The following is a 26,018-nucleotide window of genomic DNA, read 5'->3' as shown; positions in this document are numbered from 1 at the left end:
GTCCGTGGTCACTTGTCGCACAGGAGGGTCCATGACTCCGCAGCAGAGTAACTGGGAAGATTACGATTCAAAAGTTTTTGTTGGTCGAAAGACTGAACTAGACAAAATCCAAGACTGGGCTAATGTGTCGCGCGTGGACAAACGTCTCTGGGCGATTGTTGCGCCAGCCGGCATGGGCAAAACCTGGTTCTTGCAAGCCGCTCGGGAGGAATTGCGCGGACACGATTCTCCTCCCAAGCGGCTTGTATTTTTTGTCCAAGTCCCCGAGCTTGTCAAACCTGGTGTTGGGTTGGAAAATGAAGCGATATTGAAATGGCTTGGTGAGATCCAACAGGATGCGCGCAAAGTTTGTCCTGACGTTAGGGCAATTGATCCAGATGCCACAATTGCGCAAAACATTGACCGGCTCGTAAATGACCTTTGCCTTCGCTGTGATCTACATCCCTCGCCGATTGTGATCGTGGATGGCTATGAAGAAGTCGAAAAGAAAATCCGTCAAGATGTAGATGAACAAATCTTGGAACGTTTTTTGAGTCGCGAGTGCATTCGAATGTTCATTGCGCTACGCGACGAAGGTTCGATTGATAGTTTCGTCTTGCGCAAAAACCAGTGCCTACCTTCGATGCCTCTGGATGCTCTCGCAGATCCCGTCGAGCAATTTTTGGGGTTCGTGAAAAAACATTATCCAACAGTCCAAAATCTCACATTCGGACAACTTCAAGCGTTACCGCTGATGCAGGGTCATGAATCGGTTCTCCCCGATTGCACGGGCTACAACTGGGATCACCCCTATATCAATGCTTTCCTTTTTGATCGCGCGGTCCCACGCGCGACGAGTTTCCCCGTTTCTGTGTTGACTCGCACTGATATCTCCGGGTGTATTGACAATCTGATTCGACGCCCAGATCAAAATGGCAAACCCAGATACATGCCTCTTACCCAGAATGTTTTGGATTGCCTTATACAAATTGCCCGATCGCTGGATAAAGAATGGACCAGTGACGAACTTGAAAAACTGAAACTGGACATCAACGATGATCTTATCAATCAGCTTTTCCAATACGGCATCATTTTCAATTCCACAAATTCCGCGCAACGATATAAAGTATCTGAAGGGCTGTGGGAGCTTTTACGCCTGTGATTTTGGCGCGTCGGAAAATCGAAGGGAGGAATCAGTGTGATGAACGATCAACTCTTTGCCGCGGCGCGGCGCACAGAAAGATTCGTCAATCGAACGATTGAACTTGAAAAGATCAAAAAGGCGATTTATCGCGCTGATCAATCCTGTCAGATTGTGCTCATTCGCGGCAAGGGTGGGATGGGCAAGTCGCGCCTTGTCGAAGAAGTGATCGAACGCGCCGGCAACTCGCAAGCGCGCGCCGAATCGCAACGCGAGCATTCCGAACAGCCGGCCGAATGGGATTGGACTCGGTTGGGTAATGCGCTCGTCTCCGATCTGATAGACCTCTCCGACACGCGTTTGCACACGCGCACCAATTTTATACGCGCGATGCGCGACGCGATCAAGTGGACTAACCTCGCGGATTTTCCTCACTACGATACTGCCTTCTGGCGTCATCAGCGATTGCGCGAGCAAGGCGTGGACTATTTCACCGTCCAAGAAGTCGGCAGACAAGCCGAGTCGGCATTCTTGCAGGATCATAAGGAAAACGCGAATCGGCGTCGGTTGGTGTGGACGATTGATACGGCGGAACAACTGGTCATCACTACCTCCGAATGGCTTATCGAAGGCGGTCTGATCCGTTCAGAGGAGATCTCATTCAACACGTTGCAGTGGCTGGTGGATCAGATTCGCAGTGGGACTCTGCTCAATACAACATTGATTTTGGCTGGTAGGTACGAAGAAGGCAAGCGCTTCTTTGACGAAATCTCGAAGGCGGTCTCACAAGCTCAGTCACCTTGCGAGATCACCGACATTTCTATCGAACCCTTTAGCGAATCGGACACACAGACTTATTTCCAATATCTAAGCCAGGAATGGCAACAACGTGCCGCTCAATCTAGCGATTACAAAAAGATTGCTAGCACAATGCGGGAATTGTCCGCGCAGGAGCACACCGATGTGCTATGGCTGTACACCGCTGGACAACCGGTTCGATTATCACTCTACGCCGATTTGATTGTTGATGGGCGGACCATTCCCGCGCCGTTGGGGGATTCGCCGGAGCAAGCGCACGCGCGGGTCAAAACCGATGATCCCGTCAATAAAGTTACTCCAGAGTTGGAACAAGCGCGGTGGGATATTGAGCACGAATTCATCCGAGTTCTCTTTGCTTATCCCGGTTCGCGCTCTGAAATCCTCAAGGCATTGGTGCGAGCGCGCCCTGGCTTGGACGCGGACCAACTTCATTTTGCATTGCATAGTCCAGCCGGTATGACAGCCGAAGAGTGGAAACCCAATCCGATAAAACAGGAAGAGATTCGCAATGATCTTGATGGAATGCGCCAGCTATCCATCATCAAGCGTCGTCCGGGTGAGCGATTAGGATTGCAAGACGAAATCTATCGAATTTATGCCGAGCACATGGCTGTCAATCCCCAAGACCGCCAAGACGAGACAAAAGCGCGCCAAAGACTCTATGCCAAGTTGAAGGACTGGGCAGAATTCACTCGACGTCCACTTGAGGAGGAACGTAAGGAATTCCAAACAAGAGACGTGGAACGGTTGCAGTTGCAATTCACTTCTCCTACTAAAGCGCTGTCAGTTCAGTTTCCAAAGATTACAGACCGAGAAGAGGAAAGGCGAATTGAAATTCGCGAGAAAATTCTCGACTTTGAGACTGAGGAAATGCACTATACCCTCTTGTTGAGTCCATATAATTTCAGCAACATTGCTTTTGATATAGGTAAAAATAGGTGGCTTGCTCAAGATGAAGAAGCCGAGGCAACGGCGCAAGCCGAGTCGTGGCGCGTAATGAGTGATCCCTTCACCTTCAAGTTTGCCGACATGAAACCGCGAACCGCACCGCAGAAGCGTGGCGAAACAGAGGAGGAGGTATTGCGCCGCGCGGTTCGTCAAGACGATGTTATCCGCTGGATCCAACGATTCGTATTACGGCAAGACCGGCAACGCGCGATTGATTTCAGTCAGCGAGTAGAAAGCGCGATCCAGGAGATGGCTCCGAATGAGAAGAGAAGCTGGAGCCACACATTTGCGCGTGGCGAACGAACCTGTTGGCGCGAGTACGCGCGGGTGATGCAAGGCGCAGACATTCTCGATTTCTGTAGGAAATTGGAAGACACAGCGGGTGAATTAGTCCAGTTGGCAACAAAGGACCAAAACACACCTGTGTTTTCCGAACGCGACGAATGCGGCTTTATCGGACATCCTGCGGAAGGTCGTTTGCGGCGCACCATCTCGTTGATATACAATTTTGCCGGCTATGGATTTGTGACCATCGGACGGCTTGGCAAAGCGGTGAAAATGTACGGTTTGGCGCTCAAGTATGCGCGCGGCACTGAATCAAAAGCGCACAAAGCCCAAGTGCTCACGAACCTCGCGCGCGCGTTTTCAGATATGAATCGTTTGCGCGCGCGTCGCGTCTGTCTAGACGGTTTAGCGATGAAAAAAGACATAGGGGCGGAGGTCCCGATTGCCTATTCATATAATACGCTGGCGCTAATTGACAACCGCCATTTGCGTCAAGACTTGGCTTGGAGCGAAGCGGCAACGGCGGTAGCATACTTTCGCCGAGTCGAAGAGTCACGCGGCTTGGGACTCGCTTTGATTCAGCTAGGGGAAGCGTTGCGTCGTTTGGCGAATGAGGCGCGGACTGCTGGGCGCGTGTTTGCCGAACCGGCTGAAATCATCTATGACCAAGCAGAACTAGCGGTCAACGAAGCGCTCAAACTATTCACCGAAAGTTCTGCCAAAGGTGAACCAGTACGGCGCGTCGAGACCTTGATCGAGTTGGGTTGTTTGCACCGTGATCGCATTCTGATTGACCTCGACCTGTCGCCGGACAAATGGCATCTCCGCTACCGTGATGCTCTTCACTATTTGGATGAAGCCATCAAGTTGGCACACGAGATCAAGAATCCCCGTCTCGAGTTGGATGCGCGGGTCAACTTTGCTTGGGCAAACTATTATGCAAACGACTACGCCCAGGCAGAGAAGACGCTGGCGGCAATTCTTGAGAATGGTCTGATTCCGCCGGACGCGCTGATTCAAGAGAATTCCAAATTGCCATCCGCCGAACGCGATGATCTGTACGTTTATACTCAGGCGAGCAAGATCGAGCACTTGCGCGCGCAGATGAGTGTTGGGCGCTTTTGCCAACGCACCGAGGAAATTGAAAAAGATAATCCTCAGGCGAAAAAACCGGAACTGCATCAATTTGTCCATCAAGATTCCCAGGCGCAAGAGCATCTTCGCACTGCCGCAGAGGCGTATGTGCGCGGTGTCGGTTACGCACAACTCCTTTCACCGCGTTCATTCGCACTCACGGTTATTTATGATCGCCTTTACGAGGATGCCAAGAAATTCAATCTGACTGAACTGAACGACTTGCAGGAACACATTCGCAACGCCCGCGAAAAGTACAAGACAGGCGAAATCAAACCGGTAGATTTGGGCGATGTAGAAAGTTATCTTCAGTCCTGTTTTGGAACGTATGATTAAAGGACGTTGCTATGGATCCGAATGATACTGACTTTAGGTCTCCCATCGTCTTCACTGCCGAGACGAATACGCGCGATGAAGACTGCGCCTGCCCGGATGGAGCGCTCGCACTCACTTTTGATGAAGACGAATGCGCTGATCTTGAAAATGATTGTGCTTGCCCAGACACACCGCGTCTTTCCTCGCCGACGTGGAAACCAGCCCAGAATTTTGTTCGCTCATCCAACACGCATATCGCCGATCTTCCACTCGGATTTAAACTGGTTTACAGTCCGTACGCGCCGCTCGGTCCAAGTGTGTTGAATCCAACGGCTTGGTCGCGCTGGCAGTCATTTACTGATCCCCAACCACTGACCCAACCAGTGGATCGAACCTTTGCTACACAACGTCTGATCCTGCCACGCGGCAACAAACCTATCGCGCGCGATTCAAAGCCCGAAACGTTGACCTGCTGGCTTCACATCACCAATGCTTGCAACCTCGACTGTCCATATTGCTACGTCCGAAAATCATCGGCGCGGATGAGCGAAGAAATCGGTTTGCGCGCGGTCGAGCGCATTTTCCGGACGGCGCAAGCGCATCATTTTTCGCGCGTCAAACTCAAGTACGCCGGCGGTGAGCCGACCTTGCATTTCCAACTCATTCGTCGTCTGGTCGAACATGCGCGACAAATTTCGGACGAAACGGGAATCGGATTGCGGCAAGTAGTCTTGAGCAACGGAACACGCATCAAACCGGAAGATGCCGATTGGTTCGCCAACACCGGCGTCAAGCTGATGATCTCGCTTGATGGGGTAGGCGAAATGCACAACCGCTTGCGCGCGTTCAAAGATGGACGTGATTCTTTCGGCATCATCCAAGACACGGTTGATCGAGTACTGTTGCCGCGCCAAATTCGTCCCGACATCACGATCACCGTCACGCGCGTCAACGCGGCGGGCGCGGCGGATGCCGTGCAATGGGCATTAGAACGCGATTTGCCGGTCAGTCTGAATTTTTATCGCCAGAACATCCTGTCCACGTCGCGACAAGAACTCGCGCTGGAGGAATCGGCGATCATCGAAGGGATGCTCGCGGCATATGCCGTCTTCGAGTCGCGTCTGCCGACGCGTCCGTTCTTCAACGGGTTGCTCGATCGCGTCCAAGCTGAAGCACACACGCACACGTGCGGAGTCGGGTTCGCCTATCTGGTGATTTCGCATGATGGAAAACTCGCGCAGTGCCAAATGCACTTGGACAAACCGGCGAGCGACACACTCGACGGATCGTTGCTGAATCGCGTGTCAAGTGGTGCGATTCGAAACGTCGCCGTTGACGAAAAAGTGGGTTGTCGCGATTGCGCCTATCGCTATCGTTGCGCGGGCGGCTGTCCCCTCGAAACCTTTCGCGCGACGGGACGTTGGGATGTATCCAGCCCCAATTGCCGGATTTACCAAACACTGTTTCCAGCGGCGCTTCGGCTCGAAGGACTACGCTTGCTCAAGCAAAACGGCTGTGTCAGTTAGGTGACAGCGAAGTGAAAGGGTTCTGTGATTGAACGGGAAGGAAATGTAACCTTCCCGTTTTTTATTTGTTCGTTTTCGTATCTTGCAGTGTCAGTTTCGGCGTGGATAATGCAGACATGAAAGGAAATCGAGAGCGAGGAGGAAAATATGCAGGGACAATTTCGACCCAACGATAGCGGAACAATCGCCCTAGTGCTGTTTGTCGCCGGACTCTTGGTCGCCGCATTCATCGTCGGCGCGGTTGCGCTCGACCGGCTTCAATGGCTCCACAGCGACATCGGTCCAGCATTCGCGCAAGTGAAATCCGAAGAGGCGCGCGAAAAGAAACTCGCCAACGACCGCACAGAGGAAGAGATTCGCAGCCGAAAGATCGAAAACGATCACCGCCTCGAAACGACACGCTTGGACGAGCAAAAACGCCAAACGCAAGCGGCGTTGGAAGCAGAACAAGCGCGTGAGTGGAATCGGAATTTGCCGAATTGGATTGGACTGGTCGTCGCGGCACTGTCAGATGTGATCAGGTGGATTCCTATTGTGGTCGTCGCTTACCTGGTCATCAGGCAACCCGGCGGTTTGACCATCCCGTCACTCCGATCCTTGTTCGACAATTCGTTACACCCAGCGCCAGCACGCGTACGCACATTCAATTCATCGGTCAAAACGATCCAAGCCGACGAACCCGATTCAGACCCCAATCCAATTATCGTAGGACACGAGCAAACAGCCGACGAGAAAGAACTCCGTCGCGCGGAACTTTGTCGAGCCAAACAGTACGAACGCGATGGTCGCATCTTCAGGTTCCGACGTATTGCATAAGTCAGGCACTCACGATTTGATAGAGGAGAACACATGAACTGGAATGACTGGGCACACGCCACACTCATCGGATTGGCTGTATTCCCTCCCATCATGGTCCTCTGTGTATTCGTCGCCATAGCCCTCTTGCGGGGTGGCAGAGGATATCCTGACAACTTCACCGAACTGGAAACCCAACCAAATGCGTAAGTGACACGCGAGCAAAAGGAGGTGTAGATATTGATGACCTCGCGTGACGACAGCATTGAAGGAGAAAGGAGACAGATAGGGCAAAGCGTTCAACCGTCGGCAAATTTCGAGACAAGCGATTTGATTCCGCAATCAATTCACAGCACACTGTAGAGGAGGTGGTGACAGATATGACCTGACTCGGACAACGATAAAACCGAATTCACCCGAGATTTGATTCAATCATCCATTCATCATAGTACATAAAGGTGGTGATGGTCTACATGACCTGACGCGGCTCACTTTCACAACTGAATACACTCAACATCCCGGAACACTTGATTGTGTTTCCCTCACACAGTTCCTCATCAGGAACGACGACCTGCCTTCACTCGGCAGGTCTTTTCATTGGATCGCGATCCCATCGCGCACGCGCGAGCCAACCCAGTGCGCCACCTTCGATGGCAACCCCGACCGCGTACGCGAGCGCGAGTCCGGGCGCACCCCACGTACCACTCCACCACACCATCAACCCGGCGCGCACCAACATCGCGACGAGCGCGACGAACATCGGCGTGCGCGCGTCGTGTTGCGCGTAAAACACGCGTGCGGTCAATTCGAGCGCGGACTCGCCGACAATCGCGAGCGCGTAGATTTGCAACACTGTCGCGACCAGCTCGGTTGACGCCGCGCCGAACGCGCCGCGCGCGAACAACAACGCGACGATGGGACGCGCGAACACGACGAGCGCGAGCATCGCGGGAATCGCCAAACCGAGAATCAGCGCGAGTGTGCGCGTGTACGTCGCACGCAGTTGCGCGAATTCGTTTGCCGCGACGTGGCGCGCGAGACGCGGAAAGACCGCGAGCGCAATCGCCGTACCGATCAGCGATTCGGGAAATTGCCATAGCGAGTACGCGTAACTCAACGCGCTGACGCTCCCCTCACCCAGACGCGACGCGAGATTCGTCATCATTAACCACGTGGCGCGCACAACGAGCATCGTCACGAGACGCGGACCGAGTAATGCCAGCAAGCGACCGACGCCTGAATCGCGCGCGCCAAGCGTCGGCGTGTAGTGCGCGCGAAAATAGATCAGAGCGGGAACCTGGACGAGGAAATGCGCCGCGCTCCCGGCGACAACACCGTACGCGACGCCTAGGATGCCAAACTGCGGCGCGAGCCACATCGCGCCGGCGATGATGCCGAAATTATAAAGCGACGGCGCGATTGCGGGCAGCGCGAAATGTTGATGCGCATGCAGAATCCCGGTGAGTGTGCCGCTGACGCCAAAAATCGAGGTCGAGATCAACACGAGTCGCAACAATTCGGCGGTGAGCGCGCGTTGCGCCGGCGAAAAACCAGGCGCGAGAATTCCGCCGACGATTTCCGGCGCAAATACCATGCCAAGTGCGGACAAACTCGCGACGACGAGAAACACATCGGTGACGACTGCGCTTGCGAAACGCCAGCCCGCCGCGCGCGCGGCTTGATCGCGCACGAGGTAGCCGCTGAACACGGGGATGAACACGGACGCGAGCGACCCGCCCGCGACAACCGCGAACAACAGATCGGCGAATGAGGTCGCGGCGAAGAACGCGTCGAGGTCGCCGCCCGTGCCGAACGCGCGCGCGATGATGATTTCGCGGAGCAGACCCAGGATTTTGCTCGCGGCGAATCCGCTCGCGACGATGGCGGAGGAGATGAGTAAGCGGCGGTCGGAGAATAGTCGCATGGTTAGATGGTCGAGTGGTCAGGGGACAGTGAACAGTGAACAGTTGGCGTGTGTTCGAGGTCAGCGGTCTTTCAACGCGCGTTGGGCATCGCGATAGTTTTTGTTGTACTTGAGCGCGATTTGGAACTCGGCGCGCGCGTCGTCGGCGCGACCTTGGGCGCGGAGCGCGAGTCCTTTGTAATAGTGCGACTCTTCCAAACCATCGAACCCGGCGAGCAACGCGTTGGCAAGACCGTACACTTCGTCGTACCGTTTGGTCTGCAAGTACGCCTCGTACGGACCGAACTGGTACCATAACATGCGCCACGGCAATCCCAGGTTGCGCGCTTTGTCGAACGCGGCGGCGGCTTCGGCGTAACGCTTCAAGCCGACCAAACTCATTCCCAGGTTGAACTGCGCGAACGCGTCTTGTGGATTCGCCGCAATCTCTTCACGCGCGCGCGTTACGGCTTGCGTGTACATCGCGCGGTCATCCATCGCCTCGCCGATGATGGCGCGCACGCGCGCGGCTTGGTCCTCGGTGTAGACGACGAGATAGAGCCGGTTGAACGCGCGCCAATCCTTGTCGAGATCGTCGAACGTGATCTTGACGCTCGGTCCATCGTACGAATCGAGCGTCGAAAATTGTTTGGCGTCGTACCCGCTCAACAAACGATAGTGCCCCATCCATCCTTGCGGCTGTTTGACGAGCGCAGTCTCGACGATCACCGGGATGCCGTTCGACAAAAATGTTTTGAGTTCATCGAGCGTGCCATTGACGCGAATGATCGCGTGCAGACCAGTGCGATCCACATACGCGGACAGTTCGTCGGGGCGCACGTTGCGGTCGTCGTAATTCGGTTTCGTGAACGCGGCAATCTCGGCTTGCGTATCCGCGCGACCGAAATAACTCAGCATCATTCCCAGCGTCGTCGGACCACAATTGTTCCAACGTTGGTAATCGTGTTTGAAACCGCGTAACATCACGGTCGGTTGGATGGTTTGATGGTTGGAGCGTTGACTAGTTGGGCGACGAGTCGGTGACAGGGTAGCAATTGGGTGGTTAGGTCGTTGGGTCGTTGGGTCGTTGGATCGTTGGGTCGCTGGATCGTGGGGTTGTTGGGTTGTTGGTTGGTTAGTTGATTCGGCGGTTGCAAGCGGCGTGGGCACGAACGCGGGGATCGTGGGCTGGGGCAAGTACTCGGCGACGCGATAACGGAGCGAGTGATATTTTTCGACGACGAGATCGGGCAACGCGTTAGCGAACGCGAACACGATGAGCGCGGCAATGGCAGTACCGATTCCTGCGCCAATCAAAACAGCGCGGAGAACTGCCCGCGCCGTTGTGGGAAAAATGAAATCAATCATTCGTCGGCGTGACCAGCCGCGTCGAGAAAATCGCGAAACTGTTCAAGATCAGTTTGCAAATCCAAAAGCACTTGTGGCAAATCATCCACGAGACTCGTCATGCGTTTAACATCAAAATCCCAAGTGTAGAGATTTCGGACAATATGACGAAAGCCGAGATATTTTTCCAATGCCAGCCGCGTCGTCGGGCGAATCACCGCCGGGCGCACGGTTGGCACGGCGATTTGCATTTGCGCCAAGAGTTGCCGATGCCAAGCCGAGCCACTGGGCACCGTGTCGTCGAATTCTTTGGCAATCCATTCAAAGAGTTGTTCGACACCGTTGTAGAATCCATGCAGATTCAGCGCAGTCGAATCGAGATAAAACGTTTCGTCCTTGCCGCCGCGCGCCGAGATGTGAAATGCCTGTTGCGCTTTATCGGCGGCGCGGCGAATGTCGTGCCACTCATTGGCAATCCGTTCGCGAAAGACTTGATAGCGCGAAATCATAGCGGCACTCCGTTTTGTAGAATCTCATCGCGCAGATGAGCGACACAGTGATCAAGATCAACCAGGTCAAATTCAAAATCGCCGACGACCATTGCGGCTTGGACATAGGCATCCCAAAACTGATCGGGAGAAATGGCTTGCACCGCGAGATCAATGTCCGAGCGCGCGTCGAACATGCCAGTGCGCGTGAGCGAGCCGAATGCGATGACGCGCGTCGCGCCAAATTGACGCAACACCTCCGCCGCGCGACGCGCGCCATGCCACGCGTGGGCGCGTCGCTGTGCCCACGCGTCGCGTTCGGCGTTCCATCGTCGGCGAATACCCGGCAAGTACTCGGCAAATTTTTCGTCTTTCATCGTCGGTATTGTAGCATGAATCGTGACGCGCGGCAACCAAAACCCGAAGAGTCTCCAAGACTCTTCGGGTTCCAGTTCGAGCAGGTTGTGTTCGAGGTTCAGCTCGAATTCCGCGACGTGTCGTTTCATCCGCTTGTGCCGTTTCGCCTTGTCGAACGCGCGCAGCAGATTTTCGAACGTCGCGATTTGTTCGTAGAGATGTTTGTAGGTTTTCATCGTCTCGTGTCCCCTTTTAGGGTTTTGTCAAAGTCGCACCTACCTGTCATTTCGAGCAGAGCGAGAAATCTTGTCCCTGTGTGAACGGAGATTTCTCCTCGCACAAACCGCTCGTCGAAATGACAATGACAATACCCTTGTCCCCCCTTCCCCTGCTCCTGACAAAAATCGTCAGGAGCAGGGGAAGGGACGGGGATGGGGTGAGATCAGTTGTCAGTTGTCAGTTGTCAGTTGTCAAGTGCTTCAGGAAAATTACTGGGCGAACACGCGCAAACCGTAGTTGTGGTAGTCGGAGTGGCGGTTGAGGTCGATGCGCGACGAGACGGAAGCGGGGTCTGCGTTCCAAGCCCACGATCCACCGCGCATCCACGCGCCTCGGTACGATTTTTCAAAAGTGTTGCTTGTCCACTCCCAGACATTTCCGGCTAGATCAAATATGCGTTCACCTCCTTCCGTTACGCGCGCGCCGTCGGGGTACATTGCGACCGGCGTTGTGCCACCCAGGTCGCTCTCCTTCACATTCGCGCGCGCAATCACCCCTCCCTCACCCTCCCCTTGCAAAGGGGAGGGCTGGGGTGGGGTTGGGGATTGCCAGGGATACCGATTATTCGCGTCGCCACCCGCTGCACGCACCCACTCCAGTTCGGTGGGCAAACGGAAAACAAGCGCAGATGGCTGATTGCGAATAGCAGAAAGCAAAAGCGGGTTGACCGATTGCCACTGACTATCTGCCATCAGCAATCCACCATTCGCGATTTGCTCCGTCAGCCACTTGCAGTACGCGCTCGCCTCGTACCATGTCACGCCAATCACCGGATAGCCGGCGCGGTGAAAGCGCGGATTGTCCCAGTAAAACGGTCGGCGTTCCACACCGCCGCGTTCTTGCAACCACTTCCACGCTTCGTCTTTCAAGTTTTGTTCGCGCCCCTTTTCGTCCACGCCGCGTTGATCGCGCCAGTAGGTTTCGTTTTCGTAGCCGCCGGCGTCAATAAATTTTTGGAATTGGTAATTGGTAACCGGATATTTGGCGACGAAAAATTCCGGCACGCGCACGCGCTCGTCGTTGAATGTCGTTTCACCAGCAGGAATGTGGACGAACGTGTCGAGGTCGGGGGGAAGCCAGCCAAGCGCGTCGAGCGCTTCGCCGGCGGACGCGCGGGTTTTGATCGGCGCGCGCAACGCCTGCATCTGCGCGAGCAATTTATCCGTGATCTCCTGGCGCAATGGCGCAGGCAGGCGGTCGCTCATATCCACCGCGCACTTGCCCGCCATCAATAAATGTCCGCGCGCCAACAATTCGTCCATCACCAACTTGCGGCGCGGGTCGCCCAGTTCCTTCAACGCCATCGCGAGCAAAATCGTTTCTTCCCACCACGCGTCGCCCACGTGTTCCAACACGATGCGGACGAGATCGCTATCGAGTTCCTTGACGAGTTCGGTCGCGGCAAGATACTCTCGAAAGTTCGAGTGCGAAAAGTTGTAGAGGTTCGGCGCACCCTCGACGTACAAGCCGCTGCGTTGATGCGCGACGACGAGGAACCGCCGCGCCCAGGTGTCCGACGCGTCCTTGCCGCCCTCGCGGTCGCGGAAAAACGCGGAGAGTTGTGCGAGCGCGTTCTGCCCAAAGTGTTGCTGGATGTAGGTCAGCAGAGACATGGGCGCGGGGTCGGGAAATTCTTTGCGATGCGCGTCAAGGTACGCGCCAAAGTTGCGGAGCGGCACGAGAATCGGCAAAAGCGGCTCGCCCTGCCACGCGAGTTTTTCGCGCGCGTCGCCATTCGCAAACGCGAGCGCAAGGTGACGCAACAGTGTCGTCTTGCCGGAACCGGGCGCGCCTTTGAGCAAGAGGCAATCGTAGCGCGGCAGAATGTCGTTGATCGTTGACGGTTTCTCGCGCTCGAGACCTGTCAGGTCTTTGAGACCTGACAGGTCTGACGATTTGCGCCGCATTTTTTCTTCTTGTTCCGGGTCTTGCACTTGAAGCGGCACGAACACCGCTTCGAGTTCGGCTTCGGTCGTCGCTTCACGCGAGCGCGGGCGAACAAAGAGGAACGAGAGGTAGGTACGTTTTTCGCGGACGTGCGCGAGGTAATCCTTCAACGCTTGCGCGTCGTCGCTCGTCGCGAGAATGCCTTGCGCGCCGGCCATCGCCGCGAGCCACGCGTTCGTTTCATCGCGTTTTTTCTGTGCGCGTAAATCAAGCGCGAATTGCATCAACGGCTCGTACTGTTTGATCTGCGCGAAATGCGAACGGAGTTCGTAGAGAAACGCGGCAAGCGCGGGACGCAGTTCGTCGGTGAGACCGAACGCGCGCAAGAAATCGTCGGGGATGCGCGAGGGGCTTTGATCGTCGAAACGTGAGGAGCAGCGCGAGCGTTTGCTTTTGCAATCGCGGGTTACGCGCGAGTTGCGTGACGCGCGTCAGCACCGCGTCCGCTTGCGCGGTGGTCAAGCTCGGCGTCGCGCGGAACGCGGTCTCGGTCGCTTCGAGCGCGCGGCGCAAATTGTTTTCGTGTTGCTTGGCTTTATAGCCGCGCAAGAAATTCGCGTTGAACTGTTCGCTCGCCGGCTTGAGCGACGATTTCAAACCTTCTTTCACCAACTCGCCGCCGACCGTTTGCGCGGCAGCCGCCAGCGCCGTCGCAATCGCAACCCATTCGATCATCGCGCGCCTCCTCTCGAATTACCAATTACGCATCACTCATCACATCCCACTGTTCACTGTTCACTGCTCACTGCTTTTCATACGGCTGTCCATCCGCCGCCGGCGGTACCGCGCGCCCAACAAACCCGGCGAGCACGATCATCGTCAAAATGTACGGCAACATTTGCGGCAACTGCGACGGAATGTCCGGGCGGAAAATGCTGATCGTCGTTGTGACCGTACTGCCGAGACCGAAGATCAGCGCGCCGACCCACGCGCCAATCGGCGCCCAACTGCCAAAAATCATCGCGGCGAGTCCGATGAAACCCAGCCCGTTCGTCATCAACGGATTGAACACGTCCACCGCTTCGAGCGTGAACCACGCACCGCCCAAGCCCGCGATCAAGCCACCGACAAACACGTTGATGTACCGCACACGGTACACGTCAATGCCGAGCGTATCCGCCGCGCGCGGATTCTCGCCGACCGCGCGCGTTCGCAAGCCCCAGGGCGTGTAGAACAAGACGAAATGAATCGCGACCGTCAGGATCAGCATCAAGTAAACGATGGGCTTTTGCCCGCTAAAGAAAATCGCGCCGATGACCGGGATTTGCGCGAGAAGCGGAATATCGAACGGCGGAAACGTGCCGGGTCCCGCCGGAATGTCCTGCGAGAGGAACTGGCGATAGAAATAGCCGGTGATACCAATCGCGAGAATGTTGATGACGGTGCCGCTGATGATTTGATCCGCGCGAAAACGAATCGAGACGAACGCGTGCAAGAGCGCCAGCAACCCGCTCGCCGCAATCGCCGCGACGAGCGCGAGCACGCGGCTCACCTCGCCCGCGGTTGCCGGATCGAGTCCCGCGCTCTTCATCGCGACGAACGAAAAAAGATTCGCCGCGTACGCGACCATCGCGCCCATCAACATCATCCCTTCGATGCCGATGTTGACGACCGCCGCGCGTTCGCACATAATGCCGCAGAACGCGGCGAGCGCGACCGGCGCGGCATAGCGCAACGTTTGATTCAACATGCCGATCACGCAGTGCGAATCGCACTTGCCGCCGATCACCGCATTGAAAATCAGGAACGCCGCGACAAGTCCCACGACAACGAACACCGCTGTCACCCATTGACGCGCCTTCGCCGAGAATCCCACTTGATTGGGCGCAGATTTTCTGATCATCGAATTCGCCATGTCCCATCTCCAACAAACAATCCCTTCGCCACACGCACATTAGGTTTGGCAATTTTGGAAAATTGCCCCACGATTCTGCATTCAATTTTGACTGGCGCAGGTATTGACGAACAAACGATTTTACATCCGCTTATCCGCTCATCCGCTTCCGATCCGCTTATCCGTTTCCGATCCGTTTCTCCGCTTCCGATCCGTTTCTCCGCTTCCGATCCGTTTCTCCGTTTATCCGTTCCTATCCGTTATCCCCCCCACCCCCGCGTGATCGTCGCTTGCTCTTCGCCCGCGCGCGCGCGCAAACGCAACAGCCAGCGCACCATCGCCGGCGCGGCGACGAACAACAACACCAAACCCTGGATCAGCGAGATGACGTACTTGGACACACCGGAATTCAGTTCCATCAAATCTGCGCCGTTCCGCATCGCGCCAAACACGAACGAACCGAGCACGATGCCGAACGGATGATTCTGCGCGAGCAACGCAATCGCGATGCTGTCGAAACCGTACCCGCTCGAAAAGAACAACGGCAAACAACGACAGATCGAAACGCCTAGCACCTCGATCGTACCCGCGACGCCGGCGAGCGCGCCCGAGAGCGCCATCGTCACGACGATGTTGCGCGTGCTGTTGATGCCGGCGTACTTCGCCGCGTCCGGATTCGCGCCGACCATTCGCATCTCAAAGCCGAGCGTCGTCTTCCACAACAAACGCCACACGGCAACTGCGGTCACGAGCGCGAGGAAAATACCGATGTGCAAACGATCGTACTGATCGTTCAGGAGCCACCACGCGCGTGTGAGCGGCGGCAAAACGAGAAACGTCACGATGCCGACTACCGCGCCGACACCCAGGGTTGCGAGGCGGCGTTGTGACGCGGACGCAAAACGGCGCGCCGCACTCGGACGCGCAGTCTGCCAGGTTGCGAACGTCCAACCGAGAAACGCGCACACGAGCGCGACGCCCAACGCGTTCAGCGGATCGCCCAAGCGTTCGGGAATCGCATACAGCGACCACAGCTCGGCGTTTGGCGCAACGCGCGGCGTCTGCACCGCGCTCGAATGGGCGTCGCGCAACGGACCGCTGACCACAAACTCGGTGAGGCGAAACGCGATGTAATTCATCATGATCGTGTTGATGACTTCGTGCGCGCCAGTTTTCGCTTTGAGGTAACCAGGAATCATTGCCCAGAGTGCGCCGCCCAGCGCGCCCGCGCCCAGCGCGAGCGGCAGATGAATGATCGCCGGCAGACCAGAGAACGCGCTGCCGACCCACGCCGCGCCAATCGCGCCGACGAAAAATTGCCCCTCGACGCCGATGTTGAACAACCCGGCTTTGAAACCGAGCGCGAGCGCAAGACCCAGGAAAATGTACGGCGTCGTCGCGACCAAGGTTTCGCTAAACCCGCGCGTCTTGAAGAATGCGCCATTGATCATCCCGCCGTACGCCTCGCCAACGGTAATCAGACTGCCACTCGTGATCCAAATAATCAGCGCGCCGCCGACGAATGCCAACACCATCGCGAGCGCGGGCATACTGAGGAGGTCGAGCACGCGCAACCAATCCGCGCGCGGTGCACGCGCTTCTGCTACGCTAGACATGTTTGCCTTCCTTGACGCCTGCCATCAACAGACCCAGTTGTTCGCGCGTCGCGTCGCGCGCATCGAGCGTTTGCAAGATACTGCCTTTGTACATCACCGCGATGCGATCCGCGAGCGAGAGCACTTCGTCTAACTCGGCGGAGACGAGCAATACGGCAGCGCCGCTATCGCGCGCGGCGATGATGCGTTTGTGAATGAATTCAATCGAGCCAACGTCCAAGCCGCGCGTCGGTTGATTGACGATCAGCAATTTCACCGGGCGATCCAACTCGCGCGCGACGATCACCTTTTGCTGATTGCCGCCGGACAACGATCCCGCGTGCGTCTCGATGCTCGGCGTGCGCACATCAAACTCGCGCACCAACTTGTCCGCCTCTTGCGCGATGCGCGCCTCGTCCAACTCCCAGCCCGTCACGAACGGCGATTTATAGTACGTGCACAGGACAAAATTATCGCGAATCGGAAAACTCAACACCAAGCCGTGTTTGTGCCGGTCTTCGGGCACGTGCGCCGCGCCCAACTCGGTGATGTGGCGCGGCGTCGCGCGCGTGACATCGTGACCCAGCAATTCGATGTTGCCGCCCGTAACGTGACGCAAACCGGTGAGCGCCTCGACCAACTCGCGTTGTCCGTTGCCCTGCACGCCGGCAATCCCCAGGATTTCGCCGGCGCGCACCTCGAACGACACGCCATTGACAATTTGATGGTGGCGATCATCCTGTGCCTGCAAATTTTCGGCGCGCAACACCACATCGCCCGCGCGCATCGGCGCTTTATCCACTTGCAAAATCACCTTGCGTCCGACCATCATCTCCGCGAGCATTTCCTGGGTCGCCTCGTGCGGCGTCGTCGTGCCGACCATTTTGCCGCCGCGCATCACGCTAATGCGATCCGCCACGATTTGCATCTCGCGCAATTTGTGCGTGATGAAAATGATGGACTTGCCGGAGACCGCCATCCCGCTCATGATGTGAAACAGATCGTCCGCTTCTTGCGGCGTGAGCACCGCGGTTGGCTCGTCGAGAATCAAAATATCCGCGCGGCGATACAACGCCTTGACGATCTCGACGCGTTGTTGCGCGCCGACCGACAAATCCTTGACGTACGCGTCCGAGTCAATATCCAATCCGTACTGGTGCGACAATTCGCGGATGCGCGCGGACGCGGTCTTGCGGTCGAGCGGCGCGAGGCGACCCAGGAATTGCATCGCCGGTCGCAATGCCTCCTGACCCAGCATAATGTTTTCGGTCACGGTGAGCGGCGGCACGAGCATAAAGTGTTGGTGCACCATCCCGATGCCTTGCGCGATCGCATCGTGCGGACTGGTGATGCGCGTCGGTTTGCCGTCGAGTGAAATCTGTCCCTCGTCCGGTTGATACAAACCGTACAGAATATTCATCAGCGTCGTTTTGCCCGCGCCATTCTCGCCGAGCAAGCCGTGAATCTCGCCGCGTTTCAAATCGAAACTCACGTTGTCGTTCGCGAGCACGCCCGGAAACCGTTTCGTGATCCCGTTGGCTTGAAGAGCAAAGGTCATTGGTGCTCCTTGCAACCCCACCCCATCCCTCCCCTTGGCAAGGGGAGGGTGAGGGAGGGGTACAATCTACAAAAAGGTGCTGTGCCGCGTGGCACAGCACCTTGCGTGTTGAATCGTTATTCAGTTGTCGCGTTTACGGCTTGTAACCGGTCGCCAGTTTGCCGCTAATCAACGCGTCGGTCGCTTCCTTCACTTTCGCTTTCACATCGGCCGGAACTTTGCTTTCCCAGTCGTGATACGGCGCAAGCCCCACACCGCCGTTCTTCAAATTCGCGGTGCTCATGCCGGCTTTGTCGGATTTCTCGCTGACCGCCTTCAAGTAATTGAACACGGCAACGTCCACGTTCTTCGCCGCGCTCGTGACCAGCGCGTCCTTCACTTCGGGGTACGTGATGTACTGATCCACGTCCACGCCAATCGCCATCAAGCCCTTTTCTTTCATCGCGAGCAAACCACCGTTGCCGGTGTTGCCGCCGACGCCAAAGCCCACGTCGCATTTTTGTCCGATCATTTGCGTCGCGGTCTCTTTACCCTTGGCGGGATCCGTGAACGAGGGGATGTATGTGTTGAGTGCTTGCACACCCGGCTTCATCCACTTGGCGCCGTTCTGGAAACCGACGACAAAGCGAACGACGGGAGGAATTTCCATCCCAGAAATCGTGCAGACGACATTGGTTTTGGTCATGCCGCCCGCCACCACGCCCGCGAGAAATCCAACTTCATCTTCCTGGAACATCAACGACGTGACATTCTTGAGTCCGCCATCGGCGTAGCAATCCTTGACCGTTTCTGGGCAATTCTTGTCACCCTTGGTCGGAAAGTACGCGTTGTCAATGATCGCGAATTTCAAGTTGGGGTACTGCTTGGCTTTCGCCGCCGTGGCATCGCCCATCAAGAAACCAACGCTGATGACGACATCGTACTTTTCGGTGGCGAACTGATCAATGTTCTTTTCGTAATCGGTGGGCTGTTTCGATTCGATGAACTTGGCTTCGCCGCCCAGGTCTTTGACGGCTTTTTGTACGCCCGCCCACGCCGACTGGTTGAACGATTTGTCATTCACGCCGCCGGTATCGGTGACGAGACCGATCTTGAGCTTGCCACCGGTTGTGGCGGCGGGACCAGCGCACGCGCCCAGGACCAACGCGACAGCAACGAGCAAAGCGACGAGCACGAACATTCGAGTACGCATTCCTACTCCTCCTTTGGATTCTGAACCTGACTCCGAGTGGTTAGGTGTGCAAGTTTGGGGACGCATCACCTCCTCTCGCGAGTCGCTTCACATCGACCGACCGAAATGATTTGATGGGGATTGTGATAGGGGTTCGTCTGTAATTATATGCCGATTGTGCGACGCGGCAAAATTGTACGGGCGAGGCATTTGCCACATCGCGCGTCCGAATTCCGGATCCGTTGCAAATACCTCACCCCTACTGCCACGTCACACGAACTTGATGTGCGCGGTTGAATTTGTCGCGATACTGCACGTAACCCTGGTCGCGTCCAAACTCGAACAATTGCTTGGTCACCGCGACGTCATCGCGACAATACGCGATCAATTCCTCCAGCTTGCCCTCGCGAAACCATTGAATCGCTTGCAAGCCATCCGCCGATTTATTTTTGCCGAGCGTCGCGTTCGCGAGCGTATCGAGACTAACTCGGAAACCCAGCTTGTTGTACAGGTCGTCGAGCAAGTCGAGTGATTTCAAATCGTTGAGGCGTTCGTTCGTGTACGCTTTCAATACCGGATAATCAAAGTTGAGAATGTTGAAACCGATCACCCGCTCCGCCGCTTTCAAATCCGCGATCAACGCGGGTACGTCTTTTTCAGTGTACGCTTTGAACTCATTCGTCGCGGTCGCAAACGTCACCGCGACCGACACGCGCAACAACTTGAGGTTCTCGCGCCCGCCGACTTCTTGAAACGACTTTTGCGTTTCGAGGTCGAAGAAAATGTCGTTCAAGATAACCTCCCTTCGATTTGCGATTTTCGATTGCGGTTTTCGATTTGGATTTCGAGCCGATGTCTCGTAAAATATCCCGCGATGTCGAACCGCTATTTTCCATTTCACGCGCTGGGCTTGCAGTGCAATCCGTTTCGCGCGCTCACCGACGACGAGTGGGCGGACATCGCGGTTTTGCCGGATGCGTTCATCGCGACGATTGAGCGCGATAACGCGCATGTACAAATCCTCGGCGCGCGCGGGTTTGGCAAAACGACGATGCTCCTCGCGCTCGCGGCGCGATTCAAACGCGCCGGCAAGCGCGTCGCGTACGAGTACCGCGCCGAAGGGCAATCGCGTTTTACAACCGACGCCGACTCGCTCGACGTGTTCTTGCTCGACGAAGCGCAACGGCTCGGCTCGCGCGAGCGCAACCGCTTGCTCGGTGCCGCATCACACACGCGGCTCGTGCTCGGCACGCATACCGATTTCACTCGCGAGTTTGCGCGGCACGGCTTGCCGCTCACCGCGCTACGCCTCGAACCGGCAACCGCCGCGCACCTCGCCGCGATCTTGCAAACGCGCCTCGACTATTTCGCGCGCGGCGAGTCACGCGCGATTACGTTCACACCCGACGCAATTCAGTTTTTAAGCCAGCGTTTTGGCGGCGATTTGCGCGCGCTCGATCATTTCCTGTACGACGTGTTTCAACGCCTGGAACGCGCCGAGCCGATCACTGCCGAACGATTACGCGCGATTCTGTAGGCAAGTTTCCAACTTGCCAGTGCAAATTTCCAATTTGCGCTACGTGCGACGCGGCGCGACGATGAACGGCTCGCGCGCGACAATATCCTTCGCCAGCGGTAAATCCACCACGCCGACGATTTCCCAAACGATGTTGATATACTGTCCCGCATAACTCCACGGCGCGATCGGCAACGTAAACTCGAACGCGCGTTGAATGTTTGCGTTCGCCGGTAGCGCGCCGGGCGATAGGACAATCTCTCCCAGTTTCTCTTCGTCGCGGTCGCCGCGTCCTTCGGTGTGCCACATCAAACGCAAGTACGCGCCGCGACAGTTGACCGCGCCATCGGTCGTCAAGCGCACCTCGCCGCGAATCACGCCGTTCGGCGCGTACTGCATCAACGCGCCCGCCGGTTCGCCCTCGCGCAGAGTGATTTGAAATTCCGCGTTCGCCATCACTGCCTCACTTCCGGCATCACCGTCATTTCGTACTCTTCGACATAGTCGAGCCAACCCTTCATCTTGATGGTGGCTTGGATGAACCATTGCAATTTGTTGTTCGTCGCGAGGAACGTGTGCATCGCATCGTCGGGCACGACCAAGTCGCGGCGTACGTTCAAGCGTTCGCTCGCTTCGTAGCGCCGCGCGGGATACGAAAATTCTTGCGCAACCTTATCGTGCGTCACCGTGTAGGTATTCGTGCCGCGGCGATAGCGCGCCGTTTCGCGCAAGAGCCACTTGAATTGAATGCTCTCAACCTCCGTCGCGCGTTTGAAAACTTGGGAGTACGTCAGGGTCACTTCGTCTCCGATACGCGGGGTCGTCGTCGAGACCGTGATCTCCGCTTTTTCCAACCGCGTGCCCGCGATGAATGGACGCAAAGCAACCGTGAGCAAAAAGATACCGACGCCGATGAATGGCAAACTGAAAATGACCGGAAACAACATGAACCATTCAAAGCCGCTGCGTTCGGACACGCTCCATGCCAGGATCGCGCCGCCTGCCGACATCGCGCCGATGACACACGAAATGAGCGTCCAGAAAATCGCGAACACGAGCAAACAACCACGTCCCAGGTTTTGGTTGGACGATTGTTGGAGTTTTTGCATCGGCTATCCTCCGCCCAGGTACTGCAACGCAACACGCAAGCGGTCTTCGAGCGTCTTGGCGGACGCGGGCACGGCGCGCGCGGCGCGCGCCGCTTCCGCCGCGCTGTAACCCAGGTTGATCAACGCGTTGAGCACGTCTTCATCGAGCGGCGTCAATTCGCTCACCTCGCCCAAGCCGCTCACGTTCACCTTACCCTTGAGTTCAAGCACCAATCTCTGCGCGGTTTTCTTGCCAATGCCCGGAAAGGACGTCAGCACATCCACGTTGCCTTGCGCGATTGCCATCCGTAGTGTGTCGGTGGACGCGGCGGAGAGAATGCCCATCGCCACTTTGGGACCGATGCCACTGACGGTGAGCAGGGTTTCGAACAACCCCAGTTCGTCTTCGGTCGCAAATCCGTACAGCGAAAGTTCGTCCTCGCGCACGCGCAAGTGCGTGAACAACATCACATCGCTGCCGAGCGCGCCCAGGTTTGCCGCCGTGCCGCTCGTCACGCGCACGCGCAGACCGATGCCGCCGACGTTCACCACGAACGAATCGTTGGTGCGCGATTGTAACTTGCCGTGAATCGTTGCAATCATTCCTGGGTCAACCTTTCAAAGCGCGCGCGATGCGCGTGACAAATCGCGACCGCGAGCGCGTCCGCCGCATCGTCCGGCTGGGGCACGTGATCGAGTTGCAACAGCAACCGCACCATTTGCTGGACTTGGGCTTTGTCCGCGCGCCCGTAACCGACGACCGCTTGTTTGATTTCGAGCGGCGTGTACTCGTGCGGCATGATGTTCGCTTGCGCGGCGGCAAGCAAAGCGACACCGCGTGCCTGACCGACAGACAGCGCGGTGCGTACATTCTTACTGAAAAATAATTTTTCGACAACGGCGTCCGTCGGCTGATGCTTGGCGATGAGCGTGGTGAGTTCGCGATAGATGTGTTGCAAACGCCGCGGCATGTGCCAATCGGCGGGCGTCGTAATCGCGCCGTACGCGATCAGGTGGAGTTCATCGCCGTCACTGGCAATCAGACCATAGCCGGTGATCGCCGTTCCTGGGTCTACTCCCAAGATGATCATTTTATTTGGCGGACTCGAATTTCGCCATAATCGCATCGGAGATGTCGAGGTTCGAAAACACTTTTTGGACGTCGTCGTGTTCTTCGAGCGCTTCCATCAATTTCATCGTCGAGACGGCTTGCTCGTCCGTCACCGTCGCCGGGTTCTTGGCGATCCACGCGAGTTCCGCCGAGGTGATCGGGATCTTGCGTTTGTTGAGTTCGTCGCGCAGCGTTTTCAAATTCTCCGGCGCGCAGAACAAATCCAGCGTGCCGCCGTCGGCTTTGTAATCCTCCGCGCCCGCATCAATCAATTCGAGCGCGAGGTCGTCCGGGTTCTTGATATGTTCGAGCGTGATGACGCCCCGTTTCTCGAACATCCACGCCACTGCGTTCGCCGTCGCGAGGTTGCCGCCGCCGCGCGTGAACAAGTGTCGCACTTCGGATGCCGCGCGATTGCGATTGTCGGTCAGGATTTGCACGAGCAATGCCGCGCCGCCGGGTCCGTACCCTTCGTACATCACGTCTTCGAGTTGTCCGCCTTCCGCTAACTCGCCGGTGCCGCGCTTGATCGCGCGCTCGATGTTTTCCTTCGGCATGTTCGATGCGCGCGCCTTGTCCACCGCGAGACGTAACGTAAAATTCGCGTTGGGGTCGCCACCGCCTTCACGCGCGGCGAGCGAAATTTCGCGTCCAAGCCGGGTAAAGATCGCGCCTTTCTTGACGTCGGCGACGCCCTTTTTCCGTTTGATCTGCGCCCATTTAGAATGTCCAGACATTGACGTCCTCCCATCATTGACGAGTTCAATCGCATTATACCACGCGATTTTGAAATTCAAAAATAGTACGCGTTCAACATCCATATCAACTGGCGCATCGTGCCACGCGTCCGTCTGATCGTTTGGATTTGGGTTTTTGAAATTCTAAATCGAAAATCATAAATTCACTTGCCGCGGTTTGACGCGAAGTTTTTCCGCTTCGATGATGCCTTGAATCGCATCCGCCGTTTCATCGAGCGCGTCGTCTTCGTTCACAATCGCATAGTCGAACTTGTCTACTTCGTTCATTTCGAGTCGCGCGGCGTGCAGACGAATCTGCAAGTACTCTTCTGGCTCGGTGCGCCGCGAACGCAGGCGCCGTTCCAACACTTGCATCGAAGGCGGCAGTAGGAAAATGAACACGGCATCGGGCACGATCTTACGCACCGTGGACGCGCCCTGCACGTCAATTCGCATGATCACGTCCTCGCCGCGCGTGAGCGCCGCGCGCACTTCTTGCTTGGAATTGCCGTACTCGTGCCCGTACACGACCGCGTGTTCGAGAAACTCATCGCGCGCGCGCATCTCGGCGAATTGTTCTTTCGTGATAAAGTGATAGTCCGTGCCGTCCACTTCGTTCTCGCGTTTGGGTCGCGTGGTGCACGTGACGAGAAAGTGAAACGGATAGTTCAGCTCGCGCATTCGTTTCAGCGCCGCGTCTTTGCCGACCCCCGATGGACCCGACACGACGATCAACAACGCCGGTTGCTGCAAGGATGGGATCGTCAATGTTTCAGAATCAGACATGACTTGCTTTCCTTCGCGGCGGCGCGCCCAGCCGCGTGATTTTTTCCGCGTGACCCAGGTTCTTTGTAATGTTCGCCGAATCCACGAGCACTGGCGCGTGCGTCACGACGAGTTGGTAGTTTACATCGCGATGCGCGGTGACGATGACGACAACATCACTCGCGCGCAGCGTCTGACGCGTCAGCGGCGCCGAGCGCAAGGTCACGCGTTCGCGATAAAACACATCGTCGCCGACATGAAACTCTGGAACATACGGATCGTGATAGTTCACCTTGGCGCCGCGTTCGAGCAAAATCTCGATGACGCGTTCGGCTGGCGAGTTGCGCGCGTCGTCCACGTTCGATTTGAACGCGACGCCGAGCACGAGCACGTTCGCGCCATGCAACGTCTTGCCGCGATCACTCAACGCGTCGCTCACAAGTTTCACAACGTGGTACGGCATCCCCGCGTTAATGTCCGCCGCCAGTTCGATAAAACGCGTAAAGAAATCGTACTCGCGCGCCTTCCACGAAAGATAGTACGGGTCAACCGGAATGCAGTGGCCACCCACTCCAGCTCCCGGATAGAACGGCATAAACCCAAACGGTTTCGTCTTCGCCGCGTCAATCACTTCCCAGATATCAATATCCATCCGCTCGCTCAAGTGCGCCAGCTCGTTGACGAGCGCGATGTTGACCGACCGAAAAATATTTTCGAGCAGTTTGCTCATCTCCGCCGCGCGCGGCGACGAAACGACGTGTACCGCCGGCGTGAGATGCACGAGCAACGCCTTCGCTAACTCGGTGCAGCGCGGCGTGAGACCGCCGAGCACCTTGGGCGTGTTCTTGACGTTCCAACCCGCGCTATTCGTCGCGCCGGGATCAATCCGCTCCGGCGAAAAGGCGAGATGAAAATCCACACCGGCTTTGAGTCCACTCGTTTCGAGAATCGGCAAGCAGACTTCTTCCGTTGTCCCAGGGTACGTCGTGCTCTGCAAGATCACCAGTTGCCCGCGTTGCAAGCGCGGCGCGATGCCTTCGGTCGCCGCAATCACTGGTTTGAGATCGGGCGCTTTCATCTTGTCGAACGGCGTGGGCACACAAATAAAAATCACGTCCGCATCGCTCAACAAAGCGTAATCAGTGGTCGCGGCAAATTTCTTTTTCGCGATCACGCGCAACAAGTCATCGGTCGGCACATCGGGAATGTAACTCACCCCCTTTGCCAGACTCGCGATTTTGCGCGCGTCAATATCTACCCCCACCACCGGAAAACCTTCGCGCGCGAATTGAACCGCGAGCGGCAAACCCACATAACCCAACCCAATCACCGCGACGTGCGCTTGACGTTTACCGATTTTTGTTTTGAGATTCAACATCG

General features: G+C 56.6%; 24 protein-coding genes. 5 read left to right on the top strand and 19 right to left on the bottom strand.

The genetic code is table 11. The features are described 5' to 3' along the window. Positions 1 to 31: 31 nt before the first annotated feature. Entirely contained in the window at positions 32 to 1,141 is a 1,110-nt protein-coding gene (locus tag HY868_16535; protein MBI5303745.1) for a hypothetical protein, read from the top strand. Here HY868_16535 and HY868_16530 read toward each other — a convergent pair. After that, positions 1,130 to 1,621, bottom strand: a complete 492-nt coding sequence (locus HY868_16530; GenBank protein MBI5303744.1) for a hypothetical protein — start codon at positions 1,619 to 1,621, stop codon at positions 1,130 to 1,132. The two genes, HY868_16535 and HY868_16530, sit on opposite strands and share 12 nt — an antisense overlap. On the opposite strand from HY868_16530, the gene HY868_16525 reads away from it, so the two are divergent. From HY868_16525 to HY868_16515, 3 genes are all read left to right on the top strand, one after another. Continuing rightward, positions 1,601 to 4,642 carry a hypothetical protein gene (locus tag HY868_16525; protein ID MBI5303743.1) on the top strand — a complete coding sequence of 1,014 codons (3,042 nt, stop codon included), beginning with the start codon at positions 1,601 to 1,603 and terminating at the stop codon, positions 4,640 to 4,642. The genes HY868_16530 and HY868_16525 overlap by 21 nt on opposite strands. Positions 4,643 to 4,653: 11 nt before the next feature. Next, positions 4,654 to 6,147: a radical SAM protein gene (locus HY868_16520; GenBank protein ID MBI5303742.1), complete on the top strand. Its 1,494-nt coding sequence runs from the start codon at positions 4,654 to 4,656 to the stop codon at positions 6,145 to 6,147. Positions 6,148 to 6,294: 147 nt separating this feature from the next. Beyond that, the gene (locus HY868_16515) at positions 6,295 to 6,963 is read left to right on the top strand and encodes a hypothetical protein (GenBank protein MBI5303741.1); all 669 of its coding nucleotides are present in this window, start codon (positions 6,295 to 6,297) and stop codon (positions 6,961 to 6,963) included. 556 nt (positions 6,964 to 7,519) lie between these two features. Here the strand turns inward: HY868_16515 and murJ are convergent. From murJ to HY868_16460, 11 genes are all read right to left on the bottom strand, one after another. Continuing rightward, positions 7,520 to 8,866, bottom strand: coding sequence for a murein biosynthesis integral membrane protein MurJ (murJ, locus tag HY868_16510; GenBank protein ID MBI5303740.1), 1,347 nt, complete (start codon positions 8,864 to 8,866; stop codon positions 7,520 to 7,522). A 60-nt stretch (positions 8,867 to 8,926) separates the two neighbouring features. Beyond that, positions 8,927 to 10,213: a C39 family peptidase gene (locus HY868_16505; protein ID MBI5303739.1), complete on the bottom strand. Its 1,287-nt coding sequence runs from the start codon at positions 10,211 to 10,213 to the stop codon at positions 8,927 to 8,929. After that, entirely contained in the window at positions 10,210 to 10,701 is a 492-nt protein-coding gene (locus tag HY868_16500) for a hypothetical protein (protein MBI5303738.1), read from the bottom strand. The genes HY868_16505 and HY868_16500 overlap by 4 nt, the downstream gene beginning before the upstream one ends. Next, positions 10,698 to 11,273 (bottom strand): nucleotidyltransferase domain-containing protein, encoded by a 576-nt coding sequence (locus HY868_16495; protein ID MBI5303737.1) that lies wholly within the window; start codon positions 11,271 to 11,273, stop codon positions 10,698 to 10,700. The genes HY868_16500 and HY868_16495 overlap by 4 nt, the downstream gene beginning before the upstream one ends. 252 nt (positions 11,274 to 11,525) lie before the next feature. Continuing rightward, positions 11,526 to 13,589, bottom strand: coding sequence for an SUMF1/EgtB/PvdO family nonheme iron enzyme (locus HY868_16490; GenBank protein ID MBI5303736.1), 2,064 nt, complete (start codon positions 13,587 to 13,589; stop codon positions 11,526 to 11,528). Further along, the gene (locus tag HY868_16485) at positions 13,471 to 13,938 is read right to left on the bottom strand and encodes a hypothetical protein (protein ID MBI5303735.1); all 468 of its coding nucleotides are present in this window, start codon (positions 13,936 to 13,938) and stop codon (positions 13,471 to 13,473) included. The genes HY868_16490 and HY868_16485 overlap by 119 nt, the downstream gene beginning before the upstream one ends. Before the next feature lie 67 nt (positions 13,939 to 14,005). Further along, on the bottom strand, positions 14,006 to 15,118 hold the full coding sequence (locus HY868_16480; protein MBI5303734.1) for an ABC transporter permease: 1,113 nt from the start codon (positions 15,116 to 15,118) through the stop codon (positions 14,006 to 14,008). Positions 15,119 to 15,357: 239 nt separating this feature from the next. Then, positions 15,358 to 16,713 carry an ABC transporter permease gene (locus HY868_16475; GenBank protein MBI5303733.1) on the bottom strand — a complete coding sequence of 452 codons (1,356 nt, stop codon included), beginning with the start codon at positions 16,711 to 16,713 and terminating at the stop codon, positions 15,358 to 15,360. Further along, the gene (locus tag HY868_16470; GenBank protein ID MBI5303732.1) at positions 16,706 to 18,250 is read right to left on the bottom strand and encodes an ABC transporter ATP-binding protein; all 1,545 of its coding nucleotides are present in this window, start codon (positions 18,248 to 18,250) and stop codon (positions 16,706 to 16,708) included. The genes HY868_16475 and HY868_16470 overlap by 8 nt, the downstream gene beginning before the upstream one ends. A 133-nt stretch (positions 18,251 to 18,383) precedes the next feature. Next, complete coding sequence (locus tag HY868_16465) at positions 18,384 to 19,442, bottom strand: BMP family ABC transporter substrate-binding protein (protein ID MBI5303731.1); 1,059 nt, start codon at positions 19,440 to 19,442, stop codon at positions 18,384 to 18,386. A 238-nt stretch (positions 19,443 to 19,680) separates the two neighbouring features. Then, a complete protein-coding gene (locus HY868_16460) occupies positions 19,681 to 20,214 on the bottom strand; it encodes a ribonuclease H-like domain-containing protein (protein MBI5303730.1) in 534 nt (177 codons plus the stop codon). Between the two features lie 81 nt (positions 20,215 to 20,295). Here HY868_16460 and HY868_16455 point away from each other — a divergent pair, with 81 nt between their 5' ends. Beyond that, positions 20,296 to 20,958 (top strand): hypothetical protein, encoded by a 663-nt coding sequence (locus HY868_16455; GenBank protein ID MBI5303729.1) that lies wholly within the window; start codon positions 20,296 to 20,298, stop codon positions 20,956 to 20,958. Between the two features lie 39 nt (positions 20,959 to 20,997). Here the strand turns inward: HY868_16455 and HY868_16450 are convergent, their stop codons facing one another. From HY868_16450 to HY868_16420, 7 genes are all read right to left on the bottom strand, one after another. Next, positions 20,998 to 21,393 (bottom strand): hypothetical protein, encoded by a 396-nt coding sequence (locus HY868_16450; protein MBI5303728.1) that lies wholly within the window; start codon positions 21,391 to 21,393, stop codon positions 20,998 to 21,000. Beyond that, on the bottom strand, positions 21,393 to 22,046 hold the full coding sequence (locus tag HY868_16445; GenBank protein ID MBI5303727.1) for a hypothetical protein: 654 nt from the start codon (positions 22,044 to 22,046) through the stop codon (positions 21,393 to 21,395). Before HY868_16445 ends, HY868_16450 begins: the two co-directional genes overlap by 1 nt. Positions 22,047 to 22,049: 3 nt before the next feature. Continuing rightward, positions 22,050 to 22,628: a Holliday junction branch migration protein RuvA gene (ruvA, locus tag HY868_16440; protein ID MBI5303726.1), complete on the bottom strand. Its 579-nt coding sequence runs from the start codon at positions 22,626 to 22,628 to the stop codon at positions 22,050 to 22,052. Continuing rightward, positions 22,625 to 23,116 carry a crossover junction endodeoxyribonuclease RuvC gene (gene ruvC, locus HY868_16435; GenBank protein ID MBI5303725.1) on the bottom strand — a complete coding sequence of 164 codons (492 nt, stop codon included), beginning with the start codon at positions 23,114 to 23,116 and terminating at the stop codon, positions 22,625 to 22,627. The genes ruvA and ruvC overlap by 4 nt, the downstream gene beginning before the upstream one ends. 1 nt (position 23,117) lies before the next feature. After that, positions 23,118 to 23,873 carry a YebC/PmpR family DNA-binding transcriptional regulator gene (locus HY868_16430; protein ID MBI5303724.1) on the bottom strand — a complete coding sequence of 252 codons (756 nt, stop codon included), beginning with the start codon at positions 23,871 to 23,873 and terminating at the stop codon, positions 23,118 to 23,120. Positions 23,874 to 24,029: 156 nt separating this feature from the next. Further along, positions 24,030 to 24,659, bottom strand: a complete 630-nt coding sequence (locus HY868_16425) for a guanylate kinase (protein ID MBI5303723.1) — start codon at positions 24,657 to 24,659, stop codon at positions 24,030 to 24,032. Continuing rightward, a complete protein-coding gene (locus HY868_16420) occupies positions 24,652 to 26,016 on the bottom strand; it encodes a nucleotide sugar dehydrogenase (protein MBI5303722.1) in 1,365 nt (454 codons plus the stop codon). The genes HY868_16425 and HY868_16420 overlap by 8 nt, the downstream gene beginning before the upstream one ends. Between the last annotated feature and the right edge of the window lie 2 nt (positions 26,017 to 26,018).

It is taken from the genome of Chloroflexota bacterium (assembly GCA_016219275.1).
Classification (GTDB): Bacteria; Chloroflexota; Anaerolineae; order UBA4142; family UBA4142; genus JACRBM01.
The sequence above is the reverse complement of the archived record's forward strand: the minus strand, read 5'-3'. Positions and strand labels throughout refer to the sequence as shown.

Coding starts and splice junctions, on each gene's coding strand:
- HY868_16455 (MBI5303729.1), top strand. CDS start 20,296: ATGTCGAACCGCTATTTTCCATTTCACGCGCTGGGCTTGCAGTGCAAT.
- HY868_16420 (MBI5303722.1), bottom strand. CDS start 26,016: ATGTTGAATCTCAAAACAAAAATCGGTAAACGTCAAGCGCACGTCGCG.
- HY868_16470 (MBI5303732.1), bottom strand. CDS start 18,250: ATGACCTTTGCTCTTCAAGCCAACGGGATCACGAAACGGTTTCCGGGC.
- HY868_16535 (MBI5303745.1), top strand. CDS start 32: ATGACTCCGCAGCAGAGTAACTGGGAAGATTACGATTCAAAAGTTTTT.
- HY868_16505 (MBI5303739.1), bottom strand. CDS start 10,213: ATGATTGATTTCATTTTTCCCACAACGGCGCGGGCAGTTCTCCGCGCT.
- HY868_16520 (MBI5303742.1), top strand. CDS start 4,654: ATGGATCCGAATGATACTGACTTTAGGTCTCCCATCGTCTTCACTGCC.
- ruvA (MBI5303726.1), bottom strand. CDS start 22,628: ATGATTGCAACGATTCACGGCAAGTTACAATCGCGCACCAACGATTCG.
- HY868_16445 (MBI5303727.1), bottom strand. CDS start 22,046: ATGCAAAAACTCCAACAATCGTCCAACCAAAACCTGGGACGTGGTTGT.
- ruvC (MBI5303725.1), bottom strand. CDS start 23,116: ATGATCATCTTGGGAGTAGACCCAGGAACGGCGATCACCGGCTATGGT.
- HY868_16425 (MBI5303723.1), bottom strand. CDS start 24,659: ATGTCTGATTCTGAAACATTGACGATCCCATCCTTGCAGCAACCGGCG.
- HY868_16485 (MBI5303735.1), bottom strand. CDS start 13,938: ATGATCGAATGGGTTGCGATTGCGACGGCGCTGGCGGCTGCCGCGCAA.
- murJ (MBI5303740.1), bottom strand. CDS start 8,866: ATGCGACTATTCTCCGACCGCCGCTTACTCATCTCCTCCGCCATCGTC.
- HY868_16480 (MBI5303734.1), bottom strand. CDS start 15,118: ATGGCGAATTCGATGATCAGAAAATCTGCGCCCAATCAAGTGGGATTC.
- HY868_16495 (MBI5303737.1), bottom strand. CDS start 11,273: ATGAAAACCTACAAACATCTCTACGAACAAATCGCGACGTTCGAAAAT.
- HY868_16450 (MBI5303728.1), bottom strand. CDS start 21,393: ATGGCGAACGCGGAATTTCAAATCACTCTGCGCGAGGGCGAACCGGCG.
- HY868_16515 (MBI5303741.1), top strand. CDS start 6,295: ATGCAGGGACAATTTCGACCCAACGATAGCGGAACAATCGCCCTAGTG.
- HY868_16465 (MBI5303731.1), bottom strand. CDS start 19,442: ATGCGTACTCGAATGTTCGTGCTCGTCGCTTTGCTCGTTGCTGTCGCG.
- HY868_16430 (MBI5303724.1), bottom strand. CDS start 23,873: ATGTCTGGACATTCTAAATGGGCGCAGATCAAACGGAAAAAGGGCGTC.
- HY868_16475 (MBI5303733.1), bottom strand. CDS start 16,713: ATGTCTAGCGTAGCAGAAGCGCGTGCACCGCGCGCGGATTGGTTGCGC.
- HY868_16500 (MBI5303738.1), bottom strand. CDS start 10,701: ATGATTTCGCGCTATCAAGTCTTTCGCGAACGGATTGCCAATGAGTGG.